Annotated in this window: 15 protein-coding genes; 13 read left to right on the top strand and 2 right to left on the bottom strand. The window is 72.7% G+C overall.

The genetic code is table 11. The features are described from left to right. Positions 1–57 precede the first annotated feature (57 nt). Entirely contained in the window at positions 58–1,002 is a 945-nt protein-coding gene (locus AC3RJ8_RS10850; RefSeq protein ID WP_489712642.1) for a tyrosine recombinase XerC, read from the top strand. Positions 1,003–1,053: 51 nt separating this feature from the next. On the opposite strand, the gene AC3RJ8_RS10845 is transcribed toward AC3RJ8_RS10850, so the two are convergent. Then, entirely contained in the window at positions 1,054–1,611 is a 558-nt protein-coding gene (locus AC3RJ8_RS10845; RefSeq protein ID WP_489712641.1) for a murein hydrolase activator EnvC family protein, read from the bottom strand. 525 nt (positions 1,612–2,136) lie between these two features. Between AC3RJ8_RS10845 and rpsB the strand changes: the two genes are divergently transcribed. The 11 genes from rpsB to AC3RJ8_RS10790 all read left to right on the top strand — a co-directional run bounded on the left by rpsB (position 2,137) and on the right by AC3RJ8_RS10790 (position 12,846). After that, a complete protein-coding gene (gene rpsB, locus AC3RJ8_RS10840; RefSeq protein WP_489712640.1) occupies positions 2,137–3,090 on the top strand; it encodes a 30S ribosomal protein S2 in 954 nt (317 codons plus the stop codon). A 74-nt stretch (positions 3,091–3,164) separates the two neighbouring features. Continuing rightward, on the top strand, positions 3,165–4,004 hold the full coding sequence (gene tsf, locus AC3RJ8_RS10835; protein ID WP_489712639.1) for a translation elongation factor Ts: 840 nt from the start codon (positions 3,165–3,167) through the stop codon (positions 4,002–4,004). 169 nt (positions 4,005–4,173) lie between these two features. Further along, positions 4,174–4,938 carry a UMP kinase gene (gene pyrH / locus AC3RJ8_RS10830; protein ID WP_407318306.1) on the top strand — a complete coding sequence of 255 codons (765 nt, stop codon included), beginning with the start codon at positions 4,174–4,176 and terminating at the stop codon, positions 4,936–4,938. 42 nt (positions 4,939–4,980) lie between these two features. Continuing rightward, the gene (frr, locus tag AC3RJ8_RS10825; RefSeq protein ID WP_489712638.1) at positions 4,981–5,538 is read left to right on the top strand and encodes a ribosome recycling factor; all 558 of its coding nucleotides are present in this window, start codon (positions 4,981–4,983) and stop codon (positions 5,536–5,538) included. Beyond that, positions 5,538–6,371 carry a phosphatidate cytidylyltransferase gene (locus AC3RJ8_RS10820; RefSeq protein WP_489712637.1) on the top strand — a complete coding sequence of 278 codons (834 nt, stop codon included), beginning with the start codon at positions 5,538–5,540 and terminating at the stop codon, positions 6,369–6,371. Before frr ends, AC3RJ8_RS10820 begins: the two co-directional genes overlap by 1 nt. A 17-nt stretch (positions 6,372–6,388) precedes the next feature. Next, a complete protein-coding gene (rlmN, locus tag AC3RJ8_RS10815) occupies positions 6,389–7,570 on the top strand; it encodes a dual-specificity RNA methyltransferase RlmN (RefSeq protein WP_489712636.1) in 1,182 nt (393 codons plus the stop codon). 29 nt (positions 7,571–7,599) lie between these two features. Further along, on the top strand, positions 7,600–8,121 hold the full coding sequence (locus AC3RJ8_RS10810; protein WP_489712635.1) for a DivIVA domain-containing protein: 522 nt from the start codon (positions 7,600–7,602) through the stop codon (positions 8,119–8,121). A 28-nt stretch (positions 8,122–8,149) separates the two neighbouring features. Next, the gene (gene dxr, locus AC3RJ8_RS10805; protein WP_489712634.1) at positions 8,150–9,334 is read left to right on the top strand and encodes a 1-deoxy-D-xylulose-5-phosphate reductoisomerase; all 1,185 of its coding nucleotides are present in this window, start codon (positions 8,150–8,152) and stop codon (positions 9,332–9,334) included. 33 nt (positions 9,335–9,367) lie between these two features. Then, the gene (locus tag AC3RJ8_RS10800; RefSeq protein ID WP_489712633.1) at positions 9,368–10,633 is read left to right on the top strand and encodes a M50 family metallopeptidase; all 1,266 of its coding nucleotides are present in this window, start codon (positions 9,368–9,370) and stop codon (positions 10,631–10,633) included. A gap of 84 nt (positions 10,634–10,717) precedes the next feature. Continuing rightward, a complete protein-coding gene (gene ispG, locus AC3RJ8_RS10795; protein ID WP_489712632.1) occupies positions 10,718–11,881 on the top strand; it encodes a flavodoxin-dependent (E)-4-hydroxy-3-methylbut-2-enyl-diphosphate synthase in 1,164 nt (387 codons plus the stop codon). Positions 11,882–11,916: 35 nt separating this feature from the next. Then, a complete protein-coding gene (locus AC3RJ8_RS10790) occupies positions 11,917–12,846 on the top strand; it encodes a GNAT family N-acetyltransferase (protein WP_489712631.1) in 930 nt (309 codons plus the stop codon). 40 nt (positions 12,847–12,886) lie between these two features. Here AC3RJ8_RS10790 and AC3RJ8_RS10785 read toward each other — a convergent pair whose 3' ends face one another. After that, positions 12,887–13,798: a DNA-formamidopyrimidine glycosylase family protein gene (locus AC3RJ8_RS10785; protein ID WP_489712630.1), complete on the bottom strand. Its 912-nt coding sequence runs from the start codon at positions 13,796–13,798 to the stop codon at positions 12,887–12,889. A 49-nt stretch (positions 13,799–13,847) separates the two neighbouring features. On the opposite strand from AC3RJ8_RS10785, the gene AC3RJ8_RS10780 reads away from it, so the two are divergent. Continuing rightward, positions 13,848–15,713 (top strand): proline--tRNA ligase, encoded by a 1,866-nt coding sequence (locus tag AC3RJ8_RS10780; RefSeq protein WP_489712629.1) that lies wholly within the window; start codon positions 13,848–13,850, stop codon positions 15,711–15,713. The last annotated feature ends 58 nt before the right edge of the window (positions 15,714–15,771 follow it).

The following is a 15,771-nucleotide window of genomic DNA, read 5'->3' as shown; positions in this document are numbered from 1 at the left end:
GCGAAACGCCGCGTCACCTGCGCAGTCGTCCTCTCGTGACGCGGCAGACTGAGGGAGATGACCAGCCCGGACGTCCCGCCGCTCCCCGCCGCGCTCGCCGACGCGGTGGACGGCTTCACGCGGTACCTGGCCGCACGGCGTGGCCACTCGGCGCACACCCGGCGCGCCTACCGCGCCGACGTCACCGGGTTGCTGCGGCACGCGGTGCGCCACGGGACGACCGACCTCGCGGACGTCGACCTGGGAGTGCTGCGGGCCTGGCTCGGGACACAGGCGGACCGAGGGCTGTCACGGGCGACGCTCGCGCGCCGGAGCGCCGCCGCGAGGGCCTTCCTGCGGTGGGCGCACCGCGAGGGGCTGATCGACGCCGACCCCTCCGTCCGGCTCGCCAGCCCACGCGTCCCGCGATCGTTGCCGACCGTGCTCACGGCGGAGGCTGCGGGCCGGTTGCTCGACACCGCACGGCAGCAGGCCGACGAGTCGGACCTGCCACGACGTCCCGGGGCGCTGCGGGTCTGGGCCGCCGCCGAGCTGCTGTACGGCTCGGGTGTGCGCGTGGGCGAGCTCGTCGCCTGCGACGTGCGGGACGTGGACACCCGCGAACGACTCCTCCGCGTGCTCGGCAAGGGCGGCAAGGAACGGGTCGTGCCGTTCGGTGTGCCCGCGGCCCGTGCCGTGGAGCGGTGGCTCGCCGAGGGGAGGCCGGAGCTGGACCGGGCGGACTCCCCGGCAGCGCTGTTCCTGGGCGACCGCGGCGGGCGGTGGGGGCAGCGTCAGGCCCGTGAGTCCGTGCACCGGCTGGCGGCCGGGGCCGGGGTCGACGACGTGGCCCCGCACGCGCTGCGGCACTCGGCGGCCACCCACCTCCTGGCGGGCGGGTCCGACCTGCGCTCGGTGCAGGAGGTGCTGGGGCACGCCGACCTGGGGACGACACAGCGGTACACCCACGTGGACGCCGCACGACTGCAGAAGGTCTTCCGGCAGGCCTTCCCGCGGGCCTGACCACGCGACCGCGCGACCGACCCTGGTGACCCGGGCGACCGACTCGGCCGGTCACCCCGCCGGCTGCGGCAGCAGCACGACGGGCACCGCGCGACCGAGCAGGACGAGCGGGTCGAGGTACGCCTCACCGCGGCGGACGCCCCAGTGGAGACAGGCGGTGGCGACGCAGTGGTGCGCCACGGTGTCGTCGGTCGTCACCCCCACCACGTCGCCGCGCGCCACCCGGTCGCCGACCGTTCGCCGGGCCTCGACCGGTTCGAGGGTCGAGCGGAGGTCGCCGTGGGACACGACGACGACCGGCTTGCCCCCGACCTGGCCGGCGAAGGTCACCGTCCCGTCGGCAGGGGCCGTGACCGGCGTGCCCCGCGGCGCGGTGAGATCGACCCCTCGGTGCCCGGGCAACCAGGGCTGCGCCGGCGGGTCGAACGTTCGCACGACCGCGCCGCCGACGGGGGCGTGCCAGGGTGCGTCCCGGGGCACGTCGAGTGCGCGGCCCGCGCCGGCTCCCGTGACGACCAGCGCGGTCGTGGCGAGGAGGACGCTCCAGGCCGTCGCGACCGCGGGACGGGGCGGACGCCGGGGCGTGCGGTGACGTGGGTGCGAGAGCATCGCCCCACCGTGGCATCGGTCACCGGGCGCGGCGCCCTGCGCCGGTCGGGCCGTGGACGGCGGGCACGGTGGACGAGCACCGAGGCGTCCGTCGCCGCGCCGGCGACCGGCGCTCGACCGCCGGCGCCCCGTGGCCCGACGCCCGCTGCGCGGTGGCTGGTGCTCGGTGGCTGGTGCTCGGTGGCCGCGCCGCCGCCCCCCGTCGGGTAGACTCACCTCTGCGACCACCCCTGTCTGCCCGGACCCGTCACCTGCTGGTGCCCGGCCGGGCGTCGGACGTGGTCGACATCGCGCGTCACGGACGTGCCCTCGCGAACCGGACCGGTGGTCGAGGGTGCGGTCGAACCGGCAGCGGTCCGTACGCCCCTGAGGGGCGACGGTGCCGGCTCGGCGTGACGCCAGGGGTGCCGGGTCAGATGCCCGTCGCCGACAACCGAAGCACTGCGACCGCCCGCACCGCGCGCGGTCGCCTGATGCGCGCGGACGCCGGGAGGATCCCGTGCCCGCGCGGCGAAAGGACCAGTCATGGCCGTCGTGACCATGCGCCAGCTCCTCGAGAGCGGTGTCCACTTCGGGCACCAGACCCGCCGTTGGAACCCGAAGATGAAGCGGTTCATCTTCACCGAGCGCAACGGCATCTACATCGTCGACCTGCAGCAGTCGCTGTCGTACATCGACCGCGCCTACGAGTTCGTCAAGGAGACCGTCGCCCACGGCGGCACCATCCTGTTCGTCGGCACGAAGAAGCAGGCGCAGGAGCCGGTCGCCGAGCAGGCCGCCCGTGTCGGCATGCCGTACGTCAACCACCGCTGGCTCGGTGGCATGCTCACCAACTTCACCACCGTGCACAAGCGTCTCCAGCGCCTCAAGGAGCTCGAGGAGATCGACTTCGACGACGTCGCCTCCTCGTCCCTGACGAAGAAGGAGCTGCTCGTCCTGCGTCGCGAGAAGGACAAGCTCGCCCGCACGCTCGGCGGCATCCGCGACATGGCCAAGACGCCGTCGGCCGTGTGGATCGTGGACACCAACAAGGAGCACCTCGCCGTCGACGAGGCCCGCAAGCTGGGCATCCCCGTCGTGGCGATCCTCGACACGAACTGCGACCCCGACATGGTCGACTACGCCATCCCGGGCAACGACGACGCGATCCGCTCCGTCACGCTGCTCACCCGCGTGGTCGCCGACGCCGCCGCCGAGGGTCTGATGCAGCGCGCCTCCGGCAAGAAGGGCGACGCCCCCGCGGCCGAGGCCGAGCCGCTGGCCGAGTGGGAGCGCGAGCTCCTCGCCGGCGCCGAGGCCGAGGCGGAGAAGACCGAGGACGCCGTGGAGGCTGCTGAGCAGGCTCCGGACGCCGCTGCGACCGAGGGCGCCTCCGGAGCCGAGGACGCCGTCGCGCCGGGCGCCGACGCGGCACCGGCCGCCGACGCCACCGCCGTGGCGGAGCCCGAGGCCGAGGCCAAGACCGAGAAGTCCGAGTGATCGGCGGCGGGCCGGGCGCTCGCCGCCCGGCCCGCCGGTCCACCACACCGACACCAGCACGGAGGACATCCCCCATGGCGAACTACACCGCCGCTGACATCAAGGCCCTGCGCGAGCGCACCGGCGCCGGCATGCTCGACGTCAAGAAGGCGCTCGACGAGGCTGACGGCAACACCGACAAGGCCGTCGAGATCATCCGCAAGAAGGGCCTCGCCCGCGCGGCCAAGCGTGAGGGCAACGCGACCTCCGAGGGGCTCGTCGCCGTGAAGGTCGCCGACGGCGACGCCGGCCAGACCGCCACCATGATCGAGCTCAACTCGGAGACGGACTTCGTCGCGAAGAACGACCAGTTCATCGCGCTCGCCGACGCCGTGCTCGAGGCCGCCGCCGCGGCCGGGGCGGCCGACCTCGACGCCGCGCTCGCCGCACCCGCCGAGGGCGGGACCGTCGCCGACCTCGTCGCCGCCCAGGGCGCGACCATGGGCGAGAAGATCGTCCTGCGCCGCGTCGCGCGTGCCGAGGGCCCGAAGGTCACGGCCTACCTCCACAAGACCGCCAAGGACCTGCCGCCGTCGATCGGCGTCCTCGTGGTCACCGACGAGGCCGCCGAGCCCGTCGCGAAGGACGTCGCCCAGCACGTCGCCGCCATCGCGCCGACGTTCCTGACGCGTGACGACGTCCCGGCCGACACGGTCGCCAAGGAGCGCGAGATCGCGCTCGAGACCTCGAAGAACGAGGGCAAGCCCGAGGCGGCGCTGCCCAAGATCGTCGAGGGCCGGCTGAACGGCTTCTTCAAGGAGGTCGTCCTGCTGGACCAGCCGCTCGCGAAGGACCCGAAGACGACGGTCGCCAAGCACGTCGCCGCCACCGGTGGCGAGCTGCAGGGCTTCGTCCGCTTCCGCGTCGGCAACTGACGCGCCCTCGGCCCGGCCGTACCTCCGTGGTGCGGCCGGGCCGTCGCATGCTCGCTCGCGGACCGGTGCAGGACGGCCGGGAGAGCGGGTGGGTGCATCCGGTGCCAGGATGCGCGAGGAGACCGGACCCGGGCGGACGCCCGGGCCATGCAGAGAGACGGACGGTGGCATGACCCAGATCGACCAGAACCAGCGTGTCCAGACCGAGGTCCCGCTCAAGGAGTCCGGGACCCGGCGGGTGCTGCTCAAGCTGTCGGGGGAGACCTTCGGCGGGGGGAACGTCGGTCTGGAGACCGGTGTCGTGCGTCGCGTCGCCCAGGAGATCGGCGACGCCGTGCGCCAGGGCGTCCAGGTGGCCATCGTCGTCGGCGGTGGCAACTTCTTCCGCGGTGCGGAGCTCTCGCGCGCCGGCCTGGACCGGGCACGGGCCGACTACATGGGGATGCTGGGCACGGTCATGAACTGCCTGGCGCTGCAGGACTTCCTCGAGCAGGACGGCGTCAAGACCCGCGTGCAGACCGCCATCACGATGGGCCAGGTCGCCGAGCCGTACATCCCGTTGCGTGCGATCCGCCACCTGGAGAAGGGCCGCGTGGTCATCTTCGGCGCGGGCGCCGGCATGCCGTACTTCTCGACCGACACCGTCTCCGTGCAGCGTGCGCTCGAGACCCACTGCGACGAGGTGCTGATGGGCAAGAACGGTGTGGACGGGGTCTACACCGCCGACCCGCGCACCGACCCCGGCGCGGAGCGGCTCGAGCACCTCACCTACACCGACGCCCTGGTACGCGGGCTGAACGTCATGGACGCCACCGCCCTGTCGCTGTGCCGGGACAACGACGTGCGGATGCGCGTCTTCGGGCTCGAGGAGACCGGTAACGTGACCCGTGCACTGCTCGGCGACCAGATCGGGACCTCGGTCACGACCCGCTGAGACGTCCTGACGAAGCCACACCACACGAACAAGGAGCACCGGGTGATCGACGACACCCTCCTCGAGGCCGAGGAGAAGATGGACACGGCGATCGAGTTCGCCAAGGAGCAGTTCGCGGGCATCCGCACCGGCCGCGCGAACGCCGGGATGTTCTCCTCGATCGAGGTGGACTACTACGGGGCGCCCACGCCGCTGCAGCAGCTCGCCTCCTTCAACATCCCGGACGCCCGCACCGTGCTGATCTCCCCGTTCGACAAGGGGTCGATGGCCGCGATCGAGAAGTCGTTGCGCGAATCTGACCTCGGGGTCAACCCGTCGAACGATGGCAACGCGATCCGCATCATCATGCCGACGCTGACCGAGGAGCGCCGCCGCGACTACGTGAAGCTCGCCAAGACCAAGGCGGAGGACGCCCGGATCTCGGTGCGTGGCGTGCGGCGCAAGGCCAAGGAGCAGATCGACCGGCTCGTCAAGGACGGCGACGTCGGTGAGGACGAGGGAGCCCGGGCCGAGAAGGAGCTCGAGTCGTTGACGAAGAAGCACGTCGACCTCGTGGACCAGCTCCTCGCCGGCAAGGAGAGCGAGCTGCTCGAGGTCTGATGTCACCCGTCGACGCGCAGCGCGGTCCGTCCCGCGCCGGGCGCAACCTCCCGGCGGCCGTCGCGGTCGGTGTCGGTCTGCTCGTGGCCCTGGGGGCGTCGCTGTGGTTCCGCCCGGAACCGTTCGTCGCGTTCGTCGTCGTGGCGCAGAGCGCCGCCCTGTGGGAGCTGCGGACGGCGTTCGCGCGACGCGACATCATCATCCCGCTGACGCCGTTGCTGCTCGGCGGCGCCGGGATGGCGGTGTCGGCCTATGCCGCGGGCGCGGAGGCGCTGCTGGTGGCCTTCGTGCTGACGGTGGGTGCCGTCGTCGTCTGGCGGGTGCTGGACGGGTCGGGGCCGCGAGCGCTGCGCGACGCCGCCGCGGGGGTGTTCGCGGCGACCTACCTGCCGTTCCTGGCGGGCTTCGTGCTCCTCATCCTCGACGAGCCCGACGGTGAGCTGCGGGTGGTGCTGTTCGTGCTGCTGGCCGTGGCGAACGACGTCGGCGGCTACGTCGCGGGCGTATTCTTCGGCCGTCACCCGCTGGCTCCGTCGGTGAGCCCGAAGAAGAGCTGGGAGGGCCTCGGGGGATCGGTCGCGCTCGCCGTCGTCGTCGGCGTCGCGGGTGCCCTGTTCGTCCTGGACGCTCCCTGGTGGGTCGGTGCGGGTCTCGGTGTGCTCACCGCGGTGACGGCGACCGCCGGCGACCTGGCCGAGTCCCTCATCAAGCGGGACCTAGACTTGAAGGACATGGGTTCGCTGCTCCCGGGTCACGGGGGCGTGCTGGACCGACTCGACTCGCTCGTCGTCACCGCGCCGTTCGTCTATCTCGTCCTGCAGGCGACCGTCTGAGCCCCGAAGGAACCGTCATGGCCACACCCCCCGCCCGCACCTCGACCGCGCTCGGCGTCCCCGCCGTCCGGCCGTCGGACGAGACGAAGCCCCTGCCGTTGCAGATGGCGCCCAAGCGCCGCGGCAAGCCGCCGAAGCACTTCGCGGACCTGACCCCCGAGGAGCGGGTCGCCTCCGTGGTGGAGATGGGGGAGAAGCCGTTCCGCGCGAAGCAGCTCGCGGCGCACTACTTCACGCACTTCACCTCGGACCCTGCCGAGATGACGGATCTGCCGAAGGCGACCCGTGAGTCGCTCGCCACGACCATGTTCCCGCCGCTGATCCGGCCCACCCGGCGCATGGAGGCCGACGGCGGCACGACGGTCAAGACGCTCTGGCACCTGTTCGACGACGCGAAGGTCGAGTCGGTGCTGATGCGCTACCCGAACCGGACGACGTTGTGCGTGTCCTCGCAGGCGGGCTGCGGGATGGCCTGCCCGTTCTGCGCCACCGGTCAGCTCGGTCTGACGCGCAACCTGTCCACGGCCGAGATCCTGGAGCAGGTGCGGGCGGCCTTCCGGTCGCTGGACCGGGGTGAGATCCCGGGCGGGCCGGCCCGCCTGAACAACCTGGTGTTCATGGGCATGGGCGAGCCGCTGGCGAACTACAAGGCGGTCATCGAGACGGTCCGCGCGCTCGTGGCGCCGGCGCCGCAGGGCCTGGGCATGTCGGCCCGCAACGTGACGGTCTCGACGGTCGGCCTCGTGCCCGCGATGCGCCGGCTCACGGACGAGGGGATCCCGGTCACGCTGGCCCTGAGCCTGCACGCCCCGGACGACGACCTCCGTTCGGAGCTGGTGCCGATCAACACCCGCTGGAGCGTCGACGAGACGCTCGACACGGCCCGCCGGTACTTCGAGGTGACGGGTCGTCGGGTCTCCATGGAGTACGCCCTGATCAAGGACATGAACGACCACGCGTGGCGTGCCGACCTGCTCGGCGAGAAGCTCAACGCGCGCGGCAAGGGCTGGGTGCACGTCAACCCGATCCCGCTCAACCCGACGCCCGGCTCCATCTGGACCGCGAGCGAGCGTTCCGTCGAGGACGAGTTCGTGGCACGATTGCGCGGGCACGGGATCCCCACCACGATCCGTGACACCCGCGGGAGCGACATCGACGGCGCTTGCGGGCAGCTGGCCGCCGAGGAGGACGACGAGTGAGCAGCACCCTCTTTTCCACCGTGTCTAAGATGCGCTCGGGCTACGACCCGGACGAGGTCGACGAGTTCTTCGACCACGCCCGTCAGGCGTACGAGGGACGCACACCCGAACCGATGACGAACGCCGACATCGCGACGTCGACGTTCGAGCTGGTGCGGGGCGGGTACAACACCCACGAGGTGGATGCCGCGCTCGACCGGCTGGAGGGTGCCTTCATCGCCCGCCAGCGGGCCGACTTCGTCAACCAGCACGGTCAGGAGGCGTGGATGGGGGCGCTAGCCGAGCGTGCCCGCACTCTCTACGGCCGGCTCGGGCGCCCCGACGGCGCGAAGTTCGCGCCGGCCGAGCGTGGCCAGCAGGGCTATGACATCGACGACGTGGACGCCCTGTGCGACCGGCTGGTGGGGTACTTCGACCGTCAAGAGCCGTTGACGGCGGCCGACGTGCGGTCGGCCACCTTCGGCCGGGCCAAGGGTGCGGACGCCTACGCCGAGGCCTCGGTGGACAAGTTCCTCGCCCGGGCGATCGAGGTGCTGCTCGGCGTCGAGTGACCCCGGGCGGTGCGGGATGATGTCGCCCATGCGTTCAGTCACACTGCTCGGCTCCACCGGCTCCATCGGCACACAGGCGATCGACGTCGTCCGGTCCCATCCGGGCCGGTACCGGGTCGAAGCCCTCAGCGCGGGCGGCTCGGACGTCGCGGCGCTGGCCGACCAGGCTGCCCTCCTCGAGGTGCGGGCGGTCGCCGTCGCGGACGCGACGCGCGCCGGGGACCTGCGGGCGGCCCTGTCCGACCGTCTCGGGGAACGCGCCCGGGAGGTCGAGGTCCTGGCCGGTCCGGATGCGGCGACCGAGCTGGCCGGCCGCGGGAGCGATGTCGTGCTCAACGGCATCACCGGCTCGGTGGGCCTGCGGCCCACGCTGGCCGCGCTGGAGGCGGGCTCGACGCTCGCGCTCGCGAACAAGGAGTCGCTCGTCGTCGGGGGGCCGCTGGTCAAGGCCGCCGCGCGGCCCGGTCAGATCGTGCCCGTCGACTCCGAGCACTCGGCGATCGCCCAGGCGTTGCGCGGTGGCGCCCACACGGCCGAACGCAGCGAGGTCCGCCGGCTGGTGCTGACGGCCTCGGGCGGGCCGTTCCGCGGGCGTACGCGCGACGAGATCAAGGCCGTGACGGCCGACCAGGCGCTCGCGCACCCCACCTGGGCCATGGGTCCCGTGGTCACCGTGAACTCGGCGAGCCTGATGAACAAGGGGCTCGAGCTCATCGAGGCGCACCTGCTGTTCGACGTGCCGACGCAGGACATCACCGTGGTGGTGCACCCGCAGTCGGTGGTGCACTCCATGGTCGAGTTCCGCGACGGCTCCACGATCGCCCAGGCCTCCCCGCCGGACATGCGCCTGCCCATCGCGCTGGGGCTGTCCTGGCCCGACCGGCTCGACGCCGTCAGCCCGCCCTGCGACTGGACCCGGGCGGCGAGCTGGACCTTCGAGCCGCTCGACGACGCCACCTTCCCGGCCGTGCGGCTGGCGCGGGCCGCGGCCGCGGCGTCGGGTACCCACCCGGCGGTCTACAACGCGGCCAACGAGCAGGGCGTCGCGGCGTTCCTGAGCGGTCGGGTCGGCTTCACCGACATCGTGGACACGGTGGAGAGGGTGCTGGGCGAGCACGACGGCGTCGCCCCGGCGGACGTGACGCTCGCGGGCGTCGAGGACGTGGAGCGCTGGGCCCGCGCCCGCGCGGACGAGCTGCTCGCCCGGCGCTGACCGGTTCCCAGGCTCGTCGCCTACCCTGCTGGTGTGGACATCCTTCCCGTCGTCGTCGGCATCGTCGTCATCGTGCTCGGCATCCTCGTGTCGATCGCCCTGCACGAGGTGGGTCACATGGTGCCCGCCAAGAAGTTCGGCGTGCGCGTCAGCGAGTACATGGTCGGGTTCGGCCCGACCCTGTGGTCACGGAAGCGGGGCGAGACCGAGTACGGGCTGAAGGCGATCCCGCTCGGCGGGTACGTCCGCCTGGTCGGCATGATGCCGCCGGCGCGGCCGGGGACCCGCACCCGGGGCGGCATGTTCGGCCAGGTGATCGCCGACGCCCGCGACGCCAGCGTCAGCGAGATCCGGCCGGGGGAGGAGCACCGCGCCTTCTACCACCTTTCGACGCCCAAGAAACTGGTGGTGATGCTCGGCGGGCCGGTGATGAACCTCGTCATCGCCGTGGTCCTGCTGGCGGTGGTGTTCCTCGGCATCGGGATGCCTGCGGCGACGACGACGGTCGCGGAGGTCGGCGAGGACTCGGCGGCCGCCACGGCGGGCGTGCAGGCCGGTGACGAGGTCGTGGCGTTCGACGGCGTGCCGGTCGAGGCGTGGCCGCAGCTCGTCGGGATGGTCAACGACTCCGCGGGCGAGGAGGTCCCACTCACGGTGCTGCGCGGCGGTGAGGAGCTCACGCTGCCGGTGACACCTACGCCGGCGGAGCGACCGCTCACCGACGACGAGGGCTATCCCGTGACGGACGACGCCGGCGAACCGGTCCTCGTCGACGGCGCGCTGCTGGGCGTCTCCTCGAGCGTGGAGCGGCAGCCGCTGCCCGTCTCCAGCGTGCCGGAGGCGGTGTGGATGCAGGTCTCCGGCACCGCGCACGCGATCGTCACGTTGCCGGTGCGCATCTACGACGCGGCCTACCAGGCCTTCTCCGACGAGCCGCGCGCCCAGGACTCCGTGATGTCGGTGGTCGGCGTCGGTCGGGTCGCGGTGGACGCCGCCGGTGCGGAGGACTACTCGGTGCTGGCCCGCGTCCAGCTCATGCTGAGCCTGCTCGCGGCGCTGAACATCGCGTTGTTCATGTTCAACCTGATCCCGCTGCTGCCGCTGGACGGCGGCCACGTCGTCAACGCGCTGTACGAAGGCGCGCGGCGCACCGTCGCGCGTGTCCGAGGCGCGGCCCTGCCGGGCCCCGCCGACGTCGCCAAGATGATGCCGGTGGCCTACGTCGTGTTCGTGGTGCTCATCGGCGTCGGCGTCGTGCTCATGGTGGCGGACGTGGTGGATCCCGTCCGGCTGCTGTGAAGTTCGTGTGACCACCCGGGCCTGGCAGGGTGAGGTCCCTCTCCCGCGTGCGAACCACACCCCGGGACGCGCGATACTGGGCAGGTGACTGCAGTGAACCTCGGCATCCCTGCCGCTCCCGCCCCCGTGCTCGCCCCTCGCCGCAAGACCCGGAAGATCCGGGTGGGCAAGGTCGAGGTCGGCGGTGACGCGCCCGTCAGCGTCCAGTCGATGACGACGACGAAGACGACGGACATCAACGGCACGCTCCAGCAGATCGCCGAGCTGACGGCGGCCGGGTGCGACATCGTCCGCGTCGCCTGCCCGACGCAGGACGACGCGGACGCCCTGCCGATCATCGCCAAGAAGTCCCAGATCCCCGTCATCGCGGACATCCACTTCCAGCCGAAGTACGTCTTCGCGGCGATCGAGGCGGGATGTGCGGCGGTCCGGGTCAACCCGGGCAACATCAAGAAGTTCGACGACCAGGTCAAGGAGATCGCGCAGGCCGCGAAGGACCACGGCACCTCGCTGCGCATCGGCGTCAACGCCGGGTCGCTCGACAAGCGGCTGCTCGAGAAGCACGGCAAGCCGACGCCGGAGGCTCTGGTCGAGTCGGCCGTCTGGGAGGCCAGCCTGTTCGAGGAGCACGACTTCCACGACTTCAAGATCTCGGTCAAGCACAACGACCCCGTGGTGATGGTGCGTGCCTACGAGCTGCTCTCCCAGGCGGGGGACTGGCCGCTGCACCTCGGTGTCACCGAGGCCGGGCCGGCGTTCCAGGGCACGATCAAGTCAGCGACGGCCTTCGGCGCCCTGCTCAGCCAGGGGATCGGCGACACGATCCGGGTCTCGCTCTCGGCGCCGCCGGTGGAGGAGGTCAAGGTCGGTACGCAGATCCTCCAGGCGCTCAACCTGCGACCGCGCAAGCTCGAGATCGTGTCGTGCCCGTCGTGCGGGCGCGCGCAGGTCGACGTCTACACGCTCGCCGAGAAGGTCACCGCGGGCCTCGAGGGCATGGAGGTCCCGCTGCGGGTGGCCGTCATGGGGTGCGTGGTCAACGGTCCGGGGGAGGCTCGCGAGGCCGACCTCGGTGTCGCCTCCGGCAACGGCAAGGGCCAGATCTTCGTCAAGGGCGAGGTCATCAAGACCGTCCCCGAGGCGATGATCGTGGAGACGCTCATCGAGGAGGCCATGCGCATCGCGGAGTCGATGCCGGCACCCGAGAACGACGCGCAGGCCGGCGCACCGGTCGTTTCGGTGTCCTGACGCGTCGTCGAGGACGGACGAAGGAGGCGGGGCGGATGGGCTGGCGACCGGCGTTGCGGGACGCTCACGCCACGTCGCCCGTCGGCCGCCGCGGTCCGACGGCCCGTCTGCTCGGTCCCGCGGACCTCGCCGCCGCCCGTCGCGTGTGCGCCGCCGAGCCCGTCGGCTCCGTGCTCGCCGCGGCTCGTGTCGACGTCGCCGACCGCGCGGGTCTCGCCGCGGCCGGCGGCGAGCTCTGGGGCTACCCGGCGTCCGGGGCGCCGGTGGCGGTGTGCTGGGCCGGAGCGAACCTGGTTCCCGTGGTGCCGGCCGGGCTGGGGCGCGAGACGGCCGCGGAGGCGGTCGAGGCCTTCGCGGCGACGGCCCGTGCCCGGGGCCGGCGCTCCAGCTCGATCGTGGGGGACCGGGGCGTCGTGGAGCGGCTGTGGGGGCTGCTGTCGCGGACGTGGCCGGCCCCGCGCGAGGTGCGGGTGGACCAGCCCTCGATGGCCATCGACCGCGACCCGGACGTCGACCCCGACCCGTCGGTGCGCAGGTCGCGCACCGACGAGCTCGGCCTCGTCCTGCCGGCCTGCGTGCGGATGTTCACCGAGGAGGTCGGCTACTCGCCGGTCTCCGGCGGGGGAGCGGCGTACGCGGCGCGCGTGCGGTCGCTCATCGCCGAGGGGCGGTCCTACGTCCGCGTCGCGCCGAGCACGCACGACGACGGCCCGTCCGTGGAGTTCAAGGCCGAGCTCGGTGCGGTCGCCGGTGGCGTCGCCCAGGTGCAGGGCGTGTGGGTCGACCCGCGTCGCCGTGGCGAAGGGCTCTCCGTCACGGGGATGGCCGCCGTCGTCGCGCTGACGCGACGTGACGTCGCCCCGACGGTGTCGCTGTACGTCAACGCGTACAACGCTCCCGCGCTGGCCGCGTACCGCCGCGTCGGCTTCGAACGGGTCGGTACCTTCTCGACCGTCCTGTTCTGAGCGGGGTCGGGTCAGCGGGTGCCGGCGCACCCGTCCGGCGTCAGCGCAGGAACTTCGACGTGCGCCGGTCGGCCAGCACCTGCCCGTCGGTCTGGCAGCTCGCGCAGTACTGCAGGGAGCTGTCCGCGAAGCTCACCTCGCGCACGACGTCGCCGCACACCGGGCAGGAGTCGCCGGTGCGGCCGTGCACCCGCATCTGCGCCCGTTTGGCGTCCTTGAGCTGGGTCGCGGGCCTGCCCACGGCGGCGGCCACGGCGTCGTGCAGCGTCGTCACGACGGCGTGGTGCAGGGCCGCGACCTCGTCGTCGGAGAACGACCGGGTCAGCCGGAAGGGCGACACGCCTGCGACGTGCAGAATCTCGTCGGAGTACGCGTTGCCGATGCCGGCGATCGCGTGCTGGTCGCGCAGCAGGCCCTTGACCTGCTGGTTGCGCGCGCGCATGAGGTCGGCGAGCGCGGCCGGGTCGAACTCCGGCGACAGCGGGTCGACGCCGAGGGTGCGCACCTGCTCGACGTCGAGGGGATCGCGGACCACGTGGACCGCGAGCCGTTTGCGGGTTCCCGCCTCGGTGAGGTCGATGCCGGAGCCGTCGTCGAACCGCAGCCGCAGCGCGAGCGCCGCACCCCGGGACGAGCCTCCCATCCGTGGCCGTACCGGCGCGGTGGGCGCGGAGTCGTGCCGGCGCACCCACCCGCCGCGAGCCAGGTGGAAGACCAGGTGGAGCACGGCCTCGTCGTCGGCGCCGGAACGGCCTTCCCCGGCCACGGCGAGGTCGATCCACTTGCCGTACCGGACGACCCGGCGCACCGTGCCGCCGACCAGGTCCGACACCGGCGGGTCGTGCGTCTTGAGCGCGGCGATCGCCGCGACGTCGGCCGCCACCAGGGTGCGGCCCGACGTCCGATCGTCGAGGAAGCGGGTCAACGCCTCGACCTCGGGCAGCTCGGGCATGCACCCAGTGTCGCCGAAGCATCCCGTGCGCGCCGCTAGGCTGGGCCGCATGTCGATCGTGTTCGCCCGCACCGCCGCTCGCCGCGGTGACCTGCTGAGGCTCTCCTCCCTGTTCGTCCGCACCCTGCGCGAGGACCCTGCCGACGCCGAGGTGGCGAGCCACCGGTTGCTCGTGCGTGCGGGCTACATCCGCCGCGCCGCTCCCGGCGTGTACTCCTGGCTGCCGCTGGGCCTGCGGGTCCTCGCGAAGGTCGAGGCCATCGTCCGCGAGGAGATGGACGCGATCGGCGCGCAGGAGGTGCACTTCCCGGCGCTGCTGCCGCGCGAGCCGTACGAGGCGACCGGCCGGTGGAGCGAGTACGGCCCCAACCTCTTCCGGCTGCAGGACCGCAAGCAGACGGACTACCTGCTCGCCCCGACGCACGAGGAGATGTTCACCCTCCTCGTCAAGGACCTGTACTCCTCGTACAAGGACCTCCCGCTGGCGCTGTACCAGGTGCAGACCAAGTACCGCGACGAGGCGCGGCCCCGGGCGGGGCTGATCCGCGGCCGCGAGTTCATCATGAAGGACGCGTACTCGTTCGACATCGACGACGAGGGACTGGCCGCGGCGTACGAGCGTCAGCGCGGCGCCTACCAGCGCATCTTCGACCGCCTGGGGCTGGACCACGTCATCGTGTCGGCGACGTCCGGCGCCATGGGCGGCTCCCGCTCGGAGGAGTTCCTCTCGCCGTCCCCCATCGGCGAGGACACGTTCGTGCGGTCCGCGGGTGGCTATGCGGCCAACGTGGAGGCGGTCGTGACCCCCGTGCCCGCGGACCTGCCGTACGACGACGCCCCGGCTGCGCACGTCGAGGACACCCCGGACACACCGACGATCGCCACGCTGGTCGAGGTCGCCAACGCGAAGCACCCGCGGCCGGACCGGCCCTGGACGGCGGCCGACACGCTGAAGAACGTCGTGCTGGCCGCGACGCAGCCCGACGGGACCCGCGACCTCCTGGTCGTGGGCGTGCCCGGCGACCGGGACGTCGACGTCAAGCGCCTGGAGGCCGGCCTCGCGCCTGCCGAGGCGGAACCGGCGACGGACGCCGACTTCGCCGCGCACCCCGAGCTGGTCAAGGGCTACATCGGGCCGGGCGTGCTGGGTCCGCAGGGCAAGCAGGTCCTCGACGAGTCCCGCGCCGACGGCGCGCCCGGTGACGGCGCCCCGACCCGTCCGGCGATCCGCTACCTCCTCGACCCGCGCGTGGTCCCCGGCACCCGCTGGATCACCGGCGCGAACGAGGAGGGCAAGCACGTCTTCGACCTCGTGGCCGGCCGCGACTTCACCGCCGACGGCACGATCGAGGCCGCGGAGGTGCGCGCGGGTGACCCCGCGCCGGACGGGTCTGGTCCGCTCGAGCTGGCTCGCGGCATCGAGATCGGCCACATCTTCCAGCTGGGACGCAAGTACGCCGAGGCCCTGGGGCTGAACGTGCTCGACCCGCACGGCAAGCAGACCACCGTGACCATGGGTTCTTACGGGATCGGGGTCACGCGCGTGCTCGCCGCGCTCGCCGAGGCGCACCACGACGACCGCGGGCTGGCCTGGCCGGCCCAGGTCGCGCCCGCCCACGTGCACGTCGTCGCGACCGGCAAGGGCGCCGAGGTGTTCGAGGCCGCCGCCGGCCTCGCCGAGGCGCTGGCTGATCAGGGCGTGGAGGTCCTCTACGACGACCGGCCGAAGGTGTCGCCCGGCGTCAAGTTCAAGGACGCCGAGCTGTTCGGCGTCCCGCTGCTGGTGGTGGTCGGTCGGGGGCTGGCCGACGGTCTGGTCGAGGTCCGCCCGCGCAGCGGCGAGGCCGTGCAGGTGCCCGTGGACGACGCCGTGACGACGGTGGTCGAGCGCGTCGAGGAGCTCCTGGCCGGGTAGGGCTGCTCGCCGCCCGCTCGCCGCCCGCTCGGCGGCCGCTCGGCGGCCGCGACCTCGG

This window comes from Isoptericola sp. MSGPD8_1_ISO-PGPR-S23-394 (genome assembly GCF_058072785.1).
This window is presented reverse-complemented; position numbering and strand designations above follow the sequence as displayed.

What these genes read in the sequence shown, in the direction of transcription:
- AC3RJ8_RS10850 (WP_489712642.1), top strand. Translation starts at nt 58, where the DNA reads ATGACCAGCCCGGACGTCCCGCCGCTCCCCGCCGCGCTCGCCGACGCG.
- AC3RJ8_RS10845 (WP_489712641.1), bottom strand. Translation starts at nt 1,611, where the DNA reads ATGCTCTCGCACCCACGTCACCGCACGCCCCGGCGTCCGCCCCGTCCC.
- rpsB (WP_489712640.1), top strand. Translation starts at nt 2,137, where the DNA reads ATGGCCGTCGTGACCATGCGCCAGCTCCTCGAGAGCGGTGTCCACTTC.
- tsf (WP_489712639.1), top strand. Translation starts at nt 3,165, where the DNA reads ATGGCGAACTACACCGCCGCTGACATCAAGGCCCTGCGCGAGCGCACC.
- pyrH (WP_407318306.1), top strand. Translation starts at nt 4,174, where the DNA reads ATGACCCAGATCGACCAGAACCAGCGTGTCCAGACCGAGGTCCCGCTC.
- AC3RJ8_RS10820 (WP_489712637.1), top strand. Translation starts at nt 5,538, where the DNA reads ATGTCACCCGTCGACGCGCAGCGCGGTCCGTCCCGCGCCGGGCGCAAC.
- rlmN (WP_489712636.1), top strand. Translation starts at nt 6,389, where the DNA reads ATGGCCACACCCCCCGCCCGCACCTCGACCGCGCTCGGCGTCCCCGCC.
- AC3RJ8_RS10810 (WP_489712635.1), top strand. Translation starts at nt 7,600, where the DNA reads ATGCGCTCGGGCTACGACCCGGACGAGGTCGACGAGTTCTTCGACCAC.
- dxr (WP_489712634.1), top strand. Translation starts at nt 8,150, where the DNA reads ATGCGTTCAGTCACACTGCTCGGCTCCACCGGCTCCATCGGCACACAG.
- AC3RJ8_RS10790 (WP_489712631.1), top strand. Translation starts at nt 11,917, where the DNA reads ATGGGCTGGCGACCGGCGTTGCGGGACGCTCACGCCACGTCGCCCGTC.
- AC3RJ8_RS10785 (WP_489712630.1), bottom strand. Translation starts at nt 13,798, where the DNA reads ATGCCCGAGCTGCCCGAGGTCGAGGCGTTGACCCGCTTCCTCGACGAT.
- AC3RJ8_RS10780 (WP_489712629.1), top strand. Translation starts at nt 13,848, where the DNA reads ATGTCGATCGTGTTCGCCCGCACCGCCGCTCGCCGCGGTGACCTGCTG.